Below are 10860 nucleotides of genomic sequence, written 5' to 3' on the forward strand. Positions count from 1 at the left end.
CTATTTACACATCTGCACATCCGCACATCTAATTACCTGATTACCGATCCGTTATGGAAATCATCAACCGGAGCTACAAAGCTTAGCTTGCCTGTACTGTCTTCGGCCATCAGGATCATGCCTTGCGACAGTATCCCTTTGATTTCGCGGGGTTCCAGGTTTACCAGTACGCTTACCTTTTGGCCAACAATGGCTTCCGGTTCGTAATACTCGGCAATGCCCGATACGATGGTGCGTTCGTCAATACCGGTGTCGATGGTTAGTTTGAGCAGCTTTTTTGTTTTGGCTATCTTTTCGGCGGTTAAAATGGTACCCGTGCGGATATCCATCGTGGTAAACGTTTCGTAATTGATGTTTTCCTTCGCAGGCAGCACATCGGCCGATTTTGGCGCTGCAGCTTCTTTTTTAGCCTGCAGCTTTAGCAACTGACGCTCAATCACCTCATCTTCAATTTTTTCAAACAGCAGAGCCGGCGGGTTCAACTGGTGACCATTATTAAAGTAGATCTCCTGGTCATAGTGGATCACTTCATTTGGCCAGTTGAGCATACCGATGATCTTTTTAGCCGTAGCCGGTAAAAATGGCTGTGCGCAAGCGGCCAGGTGCCCTATTAGCAACAGGCAATTATGCAGGGCTTGCTTCGCTCCTTCCGGGTCGGTTTTAATGGTTTTCCAGGGCTCTTTTTCGGTGAGGTAACGGTTACCCAGGCGGGCGATATCCATTACGGCCTGTAAGGCCTGGCGATAACGGTAAGCTTCCAGGTTCTTTTCTATCTCATCATAGTAATTACCCAACTCTGCGTTCAGTGTGGCGTCGGTTAGTTCGATACGATCGCTTGTGCCTTCTACCTTGCCTTCATAAAACTTGTGCATCAGGATCATCACCCGGTTCACAAAGTTGCCTAATATGGCCACCAGTTCGTTATTGATACGTGCCTGATAATCTTTCCAGGTAAACTCGCTGTCGCTGGTTTCGGGTAATATCGAGGTCAATACATAGCGCAACTCGTCCTGTTTGTTTGGCAGCTCTTCCAGGTACTCATGCAGCCAAACAGCGTGGTTGCGCGAGGTGGAAAGCTTATCGCCTTCCAGGTTCAAAAACTCATTGGCAGGCACATTTTGAGGCAGAATATATTCGCCATGCGCATGCAGTATGGATGGGAAGGTAATACAGTGGAATACGATATTATCCTTACCAATAAAATGGATCAAACAGGCATCGTCCTGCTCGTCGGCCTGCTTTTTCCAGTATAGCTTCCAGTCTTTATTATTATCAATAGCCCATTGTTTTGTGGCCGATATATAGCCTATAGGCGCATCCATCCAAACGTATAGTTTTTTGCCTTTGGCATCGGCCAGCGGCACGTCGATACCCCAATCCAGGTCTCGGGTCATGGAACGTGGCTGCAGGCCTTGTTTAAGCCATGATTTGCACTGGCCAAATACATTCACCTTCCAGCTACCCTCTTTGGCATCTATCCACTGCTCCAGCCAGGGCTGATATTTATCCAGCGGCAGGTACCAGTGTTTGGTTGGTTTTAAAACCGGCGGCTTCCCGCTCAAGGTTGATACCGGGTTGATCAGGTCGGTCGGACTTAACGAGGTACCGCATTTTTCGCACTGATCGCCATAGGCATTCTCATTATGGCAATTAGGGCAGGTACCAATAATATATCTGTCGGCCAGAAACTGGTCAAAATCCTCGTCGTAATACTGCTCGCTTACTTTTTCAATAAACTCATCCTTTTCATACAGGTTCAGGAAAAACTCCTGCGACAACTCATGGTGTATAGGTGATGAGGTGCGGTGATAAATGTCAAAAGCTATCCCGAATTGCTCAAAGCTGTCTTTTATCTGCTGATGGTATTTATCAATAATAGCCTGTGGTGTAGTGCCTTCTTTTTTGGCCTTAATGGTAATGGCGGCGCCATGCTCATCAGACCCGCAAACGTATACTACATCCTTTTTTTTGAGCCTCAGGTGGCGTACAAAAATATCGCCCGGGATGTAGGCTCCTGCCAGGTGACCAATATGCAGCGGACCATTAGCATAAGGCAAGGCAGATGTTATAGTGAAGCGTTTGTATTTGTTGAGTTGTGACATGAAATATGCGGCAATGTAAATAAGCCGCAAAGATAATTCATTTAAGCCGGAAAGTTTGGAAGTGCGGGTTTCTTTGTCCTAAAATCTTTTATGGGGTTTTTAATGAGCATGTAGCAGAATGGGTACTTTACCTCCGTTCAGCATGACAAATCTATTTTTTACCCCTTTCCGCTATAGGCGAAGAGAGGGCCGTACAGCGAAGCGTAAACGGGGTGAGTCGGCTCTGCGATCTGGCTCCGCAAGCTTTGCTGCCACAAAAGCAAAACTTTTACTATAATTGCTTTATGCATAAACCAGCCGACGACGCTTCTTCCGGACTCCGCCCACCTTATTTAAAAAAAGGCGATAAGATAGCGATCACCTGTCCGGCAAAGAAACTGCCCCGGCCCATGAACGATGCCGTGGCCCTGCTACAATCATGGGGACTGGAAGTGGTTTCGGGCGATACAGTAACCGCATCTTACCACCAGTTTGCCGGCGATGATGATCTGCGCGCGCGTGATCTGCAACGCTTTATTGACGACGACAGCATCAAAGCCATTATAGCGGCCCGTGGGGGCTATGGCACCATCCGGATGATTGATAAGGTTGATTTTAGCCGCTTTGCCAAACACCCAAAATGGCTCATCGGTTTTAGCGATATCACCGTGCTGCATACCCATTTGCTGGCCAACTATGGGGCTCAAACCATACACGGGCAAATGCCGGTTAACATTCCCGATGCGTCCAAACATTCATTGGATACTTTGCGCCAGGCCTTGTTTGGTGAAGCGTTAAGTTATCAATACCATGCCCACGGCAAAAACCGCAGCGGCAACGGCAGCGGAATATTGGCAGGCGGCAACTTATCCCTATTGGTAAGCGTAGCCGGTTCGGTATCCGACCTTGACTATGCGGGCAAAATATTATTTATAGAAGATGTTGGCGAATATCTTTACTCGGTTGACAGGATGCTGCGCAGCCTGAAACGGGCAGGCAAGCTCGCCTGGCTCGCGGGCCTGGTTGTAGGTGGTTTTAGCGATATGAAAGATAACGACATTCCCTTCGGGCAAACCGTACCTGAGATTGTTATGAATATTGTGCAGGAATATGATTACCCCGTATGCTTTGATTTTCCGGCCGGGCACATCCCCGATAATTGCAGTTTGATATTTGGCAGGAAGGTTCAGCTATCTGTACAGGGGCAGGACGTAGGTTTGCAGTTTCTTTGAACTTAGAATTAACTCCGTTGAGGGCTTCGCCGTTTCCAGAATTAAGGGGGTTACTGGATCTCCCTCGCCCAAAAGATAAAAACTTCTGCGATTTAGACCAGGTATTTTTCCAGTTCTCTCCCTACGGGAGAGGTGCGGCTGACATGAGTGTAAAAGCAAAGGGGTATTTATACAAGCAGTATAAACCGGCAATGATACATAAACCCCTTCCTCCCCTTCCCGAGGGAAGGAATGTCACAGGCCCGGGCTTTTGCTCGGCATGCCCATTTTCTTCCTGAAAGTATTTTTTATATATTAAAACCAAATTTCAACCCTGTTAAACAAAACTTACCATTATAATTTATGGCAATACTGAGCAACTTAAGCAATTACAAAAACTTTGGACTGTTGATCATCCGCTTGGGACTGGGTATCACTTTTATTTTTTATGGTTACCCTATGCTCATGGGCGGCGTAAGCGGCTGGAAGGAGCTGGGCCACTCTACCAGGCATATCGGCATCCATTTCTGGCCGGTGGTGTGGGGTTTCCTGGCGACGCTAACAGAAGCATTTGGCGGCGTTTTACTCATTATAGGCTTTGCCTTTCGTCCGGTATGCATACTGATGATATTGACGCTTATTGTAGCTGCTGCATCCCATTTTGCCAGAGGTGAAGGGTTTGGCGGCGCTGCCCATGCTCTAGAAGATGCCCTGATATTTGCTGGCCTTTTATTTGTTGGCCCGGGTAAATACAGCGTGGATAAAAAATAAACTGTTTAATTTTGGACTGTAATAAAAAAGGGATTTGCCATGCTGGCAAATCCCTTTTTTATTATTTAAACGTTATAGCTAACTATTTAGGCATAACATTTTTATCAAAAAACAGCCTGGTTGTTACCACATCGCCGCCAATGGCTGCAGATGCTGCTTTATAATTAGCTGGGTTTACATTTGCCTCATCAACCGGGTATTTGAAACGAACCGGAAAATCACTAAACGCGCCGGTTGCTGGTTTATAAAGCACAGGAAAGTCAAGTCTCCTGGTCTCGATCCATGCATCCCACCCCCTGTTAAAGTTAGCAACCCATTTTTGAGTAGCCAGGTTATTAGCTGTATAAGGGTTAGCAGCAATAAAGGCTGTCGCGCTTCCCGCTTTCCAATAATCAAACGAGGCCTGAACACCTTTTTCATAATAAGAGGCGGCGGCATCTCCGTTAGTTATCAAGTTTTTTGCTTTTGCTTCTGCTAAATAAAATGAAACCTCTGCGTAATCAAGCAATAAACCAGGGGCAGTAGCTGCAGTTACAACAGCTCCTACATGCGAAAAACTTTCATAGTTTGCTTTTACACCAGGATCGGCACCTAAATATATACCTGGATCATTAGCTGTTGCCTTATAAAGGGTGAAATATTTTGATGCGCGGGGGTCAAGTATCCCGTTACTGTTATTGAGTTGCTTAACTAATGTAGCACAAGCTACAAAGTCATTTCTGCCGCTTTGAACAAGGTCAACCCATATTGGGTTGGTATTCGGTGTTGCAGCCAGGTATACCAATGTAGCATTATCTGCATTATCGGTAAAAACACCTGCATCCAATGCCGCCTGAACAGTTGTTTTAGCTAAAGCCGCATCATAATCGGCAATGGTCATACCCATTTTCAATTTAAATGAGTTGGCAAATTTTTTCCATTTGGCAACGTCTCCGCCATAAATAATATCGGCAGAACCCAAACTTGCCGTACCGCTTAATGCAGCCACATCGGCATCAAGGCGTTTTAACAGATCTTTATAAATGGTTGCCGCATCATCATATTTTGGAAAATTGTTTTTAGCATCAAGCGCCTGCGAATAAGGCACATCGCCAAAAGTAGTAACCAGGTAATAAAAAGAGTAAACCTGTAATATATCGGCAATCGCGATATCATTCTTTTTTACAGCATCGCCAACTACGGTAGGGTCGCCGGGAATGATGTCTTTAGCTAACTTTAAATTGTTTAGCACATCACGAAACAGGCTACCCCACATCTGCCGGTTGATGTTACGGGTATCAAAATTGTACAAGCTTTCGTCGTTATAAGTAGTTTCCTGCCATTGTTGTTCAACCAGCCTGAAAACATTATTATTTACGCTTGCTGATGTAAGGGCATTTGAAAGTTGCCGCTCGGCCTGTGTAATTAACGTTGGAGCAGGTACCGTAGGGAAAAGCTTAGGATTGGTATTCAGGTTTTCAAAATCCTTTTTGCACGCCCCCAGCATAACCAGCGGAAGCAGTGCCCATATATATTTTTTCATATTGGTTAAAATCTTACTTTTAAGTTTAGGGTAAACATTCTGGCCGTTGGGAAAGCACCGCTTTGATAACCTTGAAGGTTACCTGCACTCAGGGCTTCTTCAGGATCTGAGTAGGGTAGATTTTTGTGGATGATCCATAAATTTCTGCCGCTTACTGCAAGCTCAACTCCTTTAATTGGCCCCCATTTAGAGGTGAGGCTTTGCGGAAACGAATAGTTCAATGACGCTTCGCGCAATTTCACATAACTTGCATCGTAAACATAAGCAGCTGCCGGGTTGTGCTCATAACCATATAAACCGGTAGCATCATTGCGTACCCTGATATTATTTTTGTTGCCATTAGCCGCAATACCTTGAATGATTACCCCTCCGCCGTTAGCAAGCGAGTTTCTTGACGGATTACCCAGGTCATTATTGCCAACGGTTTCTGGATATAAACCCGTATCCATACCATAGTAAGTATCCAGGGAGAATACGTCACCGCCTTTACGAATATCGATCAGGAAGCTCAAAGTAAAGTTTTGAACGCGTACAGAGTTGGTAATACCCCCTATCCAATCCGGGTTAATATTACCTATGGTACTGGTGCTCGGCGATTGTTTATAATAACCCGCGTTATCGCCGGTTTGATCAACAACACGGCCACCGTCTTTGTTCAGGTATGGTTTTCCGTTGATATCGGTAAAAGCAGTACCGCGGATATCGCCATACGGACGGCCCAATGTAGCATTCAATGATACACCGCCCTGGAATGATGATAACAACAGGTTTGTTGCAGGCTGGCCGGTTGGGTCTACATAAAGCGATAAAACCTTATTCTTGTTTTTAGTGAAGTTAACGCCAACTTTCCAGGTTACCAGCTTACTGTTTACAGGGGTACCGTTCAATGAAACCTCGATACCCTTGTTTTGTATAGTACCGGAGTTAATATAGGTAGCATCGTAACCGGTAGCTCTTGACAGGGCAACAGGCAAAAGCTGATCGCTGGTTTTAGATTCATAATAAGTGAAATCAAAACCTAAACGGCTGTTAAAAAACTGCATCTCTAAACCCGCTTCTTTCGATTTTGAACGTTCGGGTTTTAAAGTGGCATTGTTTTGAACAACGCCTATGAAAGATTGCGGGTTTGAGCCAAACGGTGTACCAAAAGAATAAAAGTTTTTGGTAAGGAAAGGCTGACCGCCATTACCCACTTCGGCATAGTTAACTCTTACTTTACCGTATGACAACCACTCATATTGTTTAAGCAGTTCGGAAAAAGTAAAACCTAAATTAACAGATGGATAATAAAACTTATTGCTGTAAGATGGTAAAGACGATGAGGCATCACGGCGTAATGTTCCGTCTAAAACTACCATTTTTCTCCAGGTAAAGGTGGCTCCTGCAAATAAGCCATCAACTTCTTGTCTGATATCGTTTTCGGTAGGAGCAGCCGGCGCATTTTTAGAGTTTGCCAAAGCATAAACATTCGGGATAATTAAACCGCCGTTTGTTGCTGCCGAAATTAACTCATATCGGTTTTTCCTGATGTTAACACCTAACAATCCTTTAAAATTAAGGTCGGAGCTAATGTTTTTGTCAACCGTAGCCAGGAAGTCTAAATTGGTTTCGTTAAAATTGATATTTCTCCTGGTATAAGCAGATACGCCTTGTGAGCCAAAAGCACGTCTTTCTTCCTGTATCATGCTTGAATTATCAACGGTTACACGACCCATTAAATTTATCCAGTCGTTAACCTTATAATTCAGGTTCACATTGCCAAAGTAATGGTGACGCCTGTCTGTTTCATAATTTTGATAGCGGGTGAAGTATGGATTATCCTGGAAATTAGGAACAAGGTTGGTTGGGCTTTTCCAGTTCCAGGTGATATCTTTTCCTCCCGATGCAAAATAGGCGTCTTTTTGTGCCTTAATATCGGTATTCATCTGCCACCATTGCCTAAAGTTGCGTATAACGTTTTCGGTTTGATAACCACTGCCATAGCGGCCCTTACCATCTGTACGGGTGTAATTAATACTTGCGCCCGCGGTTAATTTGTTGGTAATTTTATAGGTGCTTGCAAAATCAACACTGTTTTTTAATTCATTACTGTTAGGTAAAAAACCGGTTTGATTATTACGGGTATAACCTAATTTAAAGCTGCCGTTATCGCCGCCATTGGTAACAAACAAACTTTGGTTATTAGTTACCGGGTGAACAAAAAAGGTAAGCGGATCATTGGCCGCGGCAACCCATGGCGTTGCTTTTCCAAAATTTGGAGATGTGGCCACAAATGAATCCCATTGATAAACCTTTAAATTAGGATCAAACCGATGGCCATAAGAAGCATCTTCATGCATAGGGGCTACCAGGTCGGTAACACCATCGCCATTAACATCCTGCGTCAGGAAATAGCCGGTTGGGTCTATCCCATCCTTTTTATTATAAATAGGACCATAACCAGCGCCGTACTCATGCTGATAAGTAGGCAATGTTGATTTATCAACGGCGCCAAAACCAACGCTACTGTTAAAAGTAACACCTAAGCCTCTGCCTGGCTTTTTAGTGGTAATTACAATAACACCATTGGCACCTATAGAACCGTACAGGGCGCTACCTGCCGCTCCTTTAAGTATGGTAACCGATTCTATATCATCAGGGTTAATATCCGAAATAGGTGATCCGTAATCATACCCCCCCCTGCCTGTTTCAACAGTACCAAGGTTACCCGATGCATTAGCACCTGTACCGCCGGCACCGGCATTATTACTTCCGCCGTTTCCTGAGCCCGGGCCACCATTGTTCATGGGCACACCATCAACTACAAATAATGCCTGGTTGTTTCCTAACAATGACTTTGTACCCCTTAAAACCACGTTGGTTGAACCACCTAACGCGTTGTTTTGCCTGATCTCTAAACCGGCAACTTTACCTGAAAGGCCGCTTACAAAGTTTGAACCACGCTGTTTGCTCACCTCATCACCGGCAACCTGCTGGGCGGCATAAGCCTGCTGGTTACGGGTTCGGCTTAAGCCTAAAGCGCCAGTTACCACAACTTCGCCAAGCTGCTTGCTCGACATGGCAAGCCTTACGTTTACTACAGAACCCTTTACCTGTACCTCTTGCGTTGCATAGCCAATAAAGCTGATGATCAGTGTAGAACCATCCGGAACACTTAACGTGTATTTTCCGTTGCTGCTGGTTTGGGTACCAGTTGTAGTTCCTTTTACCTTGACGGTTACTCCCGGGATTGGCAGGCCGTCTTCCAGGCCTGTAACCGTACCGGTAACTGCACGGTTTTGTGCAAATGTTTGTGTTATTGACAACAGGAAACACAAACTTACTAGTAGAAGTTTTTTCATTTTTTGTGAATAAGATCAATTAATAGTTAATACTATGTGAATTGTGGCGTTATCGTATAATATATTTTGCAGAACTATAAAATAACGCAGGGGCTATATTACATAAAATATTGTAAGAAATTAACTCTTTTTTAAATTATTGTAACATATTTATTACATATTTTACCTATAATGCCTACCTGATATATATATTATTTTATTGCCTTAAAGGATGCTTTTTTGCGTAAAATAAAATTTATTGACAGATTGTTAAGAGTGCTTTGCTGAAAGGTTTTCAAGCCGTTGGGCGCGGAAAAATGTAACGCGGATGAGCAGTGGTTTACTGCTCGTTTCAAAAAAAAAATGACGGTTTCTGTAATGAAAACCGCCATTCCTATGGTTTTTATAACTTTCAATTAGTCAACATCCCAAAAAATTCTGTTATTAAAAATATCAATTTTAGGAACATTGGCACCGTTTCCATTCACTTCATTTTGTGGATAAGGTAATCGTACCGGGAATTTGCCACCGCTTTGTTGATTTTGCGTAAGTGGGTTTCCTGTAGGATAACCTGTTCTTCTAAATTCGCACCAAGCTTCAAAACCATTGATCCCGTTTAATGCAATCCATTTTTGAGTTATAATGGCCTCGATTTGCTGATTTAAACCTACCGCTAAATTAAAGTTAATTAACCGATTAGCTGCGCCTGCGGTAATATAAGCATCCGCTGCATTTGCTGTTGAGCCCAATACTTTAAATGACTCTTCAACACCTTTTTGATAATTGATTGCTGCACCTGCTACCCCACCTGTTAAATAGCCTCTAACTTGGGCTTCTGCTTGTAAAAAGTAACTTTCCGAAGCGGAAATTAAATAGGCCGGCGTAGCGTATCCGCCATCCGCTGAAGCTTTAACAATACTTGCTCCAACAGGGGATAAATCGGCCGATCTATTACCTGAAGCAGCTGTACTTCCAGCTATAACACCTTTATAAACATTCGATGTGGTAATATTTGGAACAGGGCGATAAAGTAAAGTCAAGCGAGGGTCACTACTATTAGCTAAAAAGTCAACAGCAAATTTATTACCTCTGGTGGCCTGATAATTACTGGTTTGCGCTCCTGTTAAAGTAAAACCAATAGAAGTATAAATTGGACTGAATTGACCAGATTGATTTGCATAACCTGGATTACTTGCAGCATTAGTCTCTAAAAATGAGGCGCCAGATAAAGATGCAAAGCCTGCTGTTACTTGTGATGTCCTGCTTGTAGCACGACTTTGACGTATCAAAACCCTTAACTTCAATGTATTTGCAAAACGTTTCCAAAAATCCATTTCAGCAATAAGAGCAGAGCTACCGAATACGATATCGGCAGCAGCTGGTCTAATTGCGGTTGCTGAAACATCAATACTAGCCACGCCATCGTCAATTAGTTTAATAATACCATCGTAAACACTGGTTGCAGCATCATATTTAGGGGCAATAACTTTTGTATTCTTTAGCGCATCGTTAAATGGAATATCTCCCCATGCATCAGCCAACACCTGAAAATCATAAGCCTGCATGATCTTTGCAATTGCCACCAGGTTCTTTTTACCGTTAGCATTATCAATCACATACTGCAGGTTTTTTAATGAGTTGGCGTAAAAGTTAGTCCACTGGGTATCATAAGTACCAGGCGTAAGGTTGTAAGTTTCCTGTGGAAGATAAAACAGAAAATCTGGCGCCTGTCCCCAGTTGCCGGTAAGCAAGTTACCTAGCACGTTAAAACTACCATTTACCTGGCTGCCTGCAAAGTTCACTGCACTAGGTAAAACCAACTCAGGTGTTGAAGTTGATGGATTGTTTGGACTCGTATTCACATCCAAAAAATTCTTTTCACAGCTCGAGGTTGTTATTGCCAGGGCGGCCGCCACAAATCCTCTTAAAATATATTTAGTTTTCATTATCTTTTT

6 protein-coding genes are annotated in these 10860 nt (G+C 43.7%); 2 read left to right on the plus strand and 4 right to left on the minus strand.

Features of this window, described 5'->3' with window-relative positions; all coding sequences use genetic code 11:
- Positions 1–32 precede the first annotated feature (32 nt).
- On the minus strand, positions 33–2102 hold the full coding sequence (metG, locus tag FHW89_RS05915) for a methionine--tRNA ligase (protein ID WP_172334102.1): 2070 nt from the start codon (positions 2100–2102) through the stop codon (positions 33–35).
- 284 nt (positions 2103–2386) lie between these two features.
- On the opposite strand from metG, the gene FHW89_RS05920 reads away from it, so the two are divergent.
- Positions 2387–3313, plus strand: a complete 927-nt coding sequence (locus tag FHW89_RS05920) for an LD-carboxypeptidase (protein WP_172334103.1) — start codon at positions 2387–2389, stop codon at positions 3311–3313.
- Between the two features lie 342 nt (positions 3314–3655).
- Positions 3656–4063 (plus strand): DoxX family protein, encoded by a 408-nt coding sequence (locus FHW89_RS05925; RefSeq protein ID WP_172334104.1) that lies wholly within the window; start codon positions 3656–3658, stop codon positions 4061–4063.
- Positions 4064–4145: 82 nt separating this feature from the next.
- On the opposite strand, the gene FHW89_RS05930 is transcribed toward FHW89_RS05925, so the two are convergent.
- The 3 genes from FHW89_RS05930 to FHW89_RS05940 form a co-directional block, all read right to left on the minus strand.
- Positions 4146–5585 (minus strand): SusD/RagB family nutrient-binding outer membrane lipoprotein, encoded by a 1440-nt coding sequence (locus FHW89_RS05930; protein ID WP_172334105.1) that lies wholly within the window; start codon positions 5583–5585, stop codon positions 4146–4148.
- Positions 5586–5590: 5 nt separating this feature from the next.
- A complete protein-coding gene (locus FHW89_RS05935) occupies positions 5591–8926 on the minus strand; it encodes a SusC/RagA family TonB-linked outer membrane protein (RefSeq protein ID WP_172334106.1) in 3336 nt (1111 codons plus the stop codon).
- A 395-nt stretch (positions 8927–9321) separates the two neighbouring features.
- Positions 9322–10851, minus strand: a complete 1530-nt coding sequence (locus FHW89_RS05940) for a SusD/RagB family nutrient-binding outer membrane lipoprotein (RefSeq protein WP_172334107.1) — start codon at positions 10849–10851, stop codon at positions 9322–9324.
- Positions 10852–10860 lie beyond the last annotated feature (9 nt).

Source organism: Mucilaginibacter sp. SG564 (genome assembly GCF_013149275.1).
Taxonomy (GTDB): domain Bacteria; phylum Bacteroidota; class Bacteroidia; order Sphingobacteriales; family Sphingobacteriaceae; genus Mucilaginibacter.

Coding starts and splice junctions, on each gene's coding strand:
- FHW89_RS05920 (WP_172334103.1), top strand. CDS start 2,387: ATGCATAAACCAGCCGACGACGCTTCTTCCGGACTCCGCCCACCTTAT.
- metG (WP_172334102.1), bottom strand. CDS start 2,102: ATGTCACAACTCAACAAATACAAACGCTTCACTATAACATCTGCCTTG.
- FHW89_RS05940 (WP_172334107.1), bottom strand. CDS start 10,851: ATGAAAACTAAATATATTTTAAGAGGATTTGTGGCGGCCGCCCTGGCA.
- FHW89_RS05930 (WP_172334105.1), bottom strand. CDS start 5,585: ATGAAAAAATATATATGGGCACTGCTTCCGCTGGTTATGCTGGGGGCG.
- FHW89_RS05935 (WP_172334106.1), bottom strand. CDS start 8,926: ATGAAAAAACTTCTACTAGTAAGTTTGTGTTTCCTGTTGTCAATAACA.
- FHW89_RS05925 (WP_172334104.1), top strand. CDS start 3,656: ATGGCAATACTGAGCAACTTAAGCAATTACAAAAACTTTGGACTGTTG.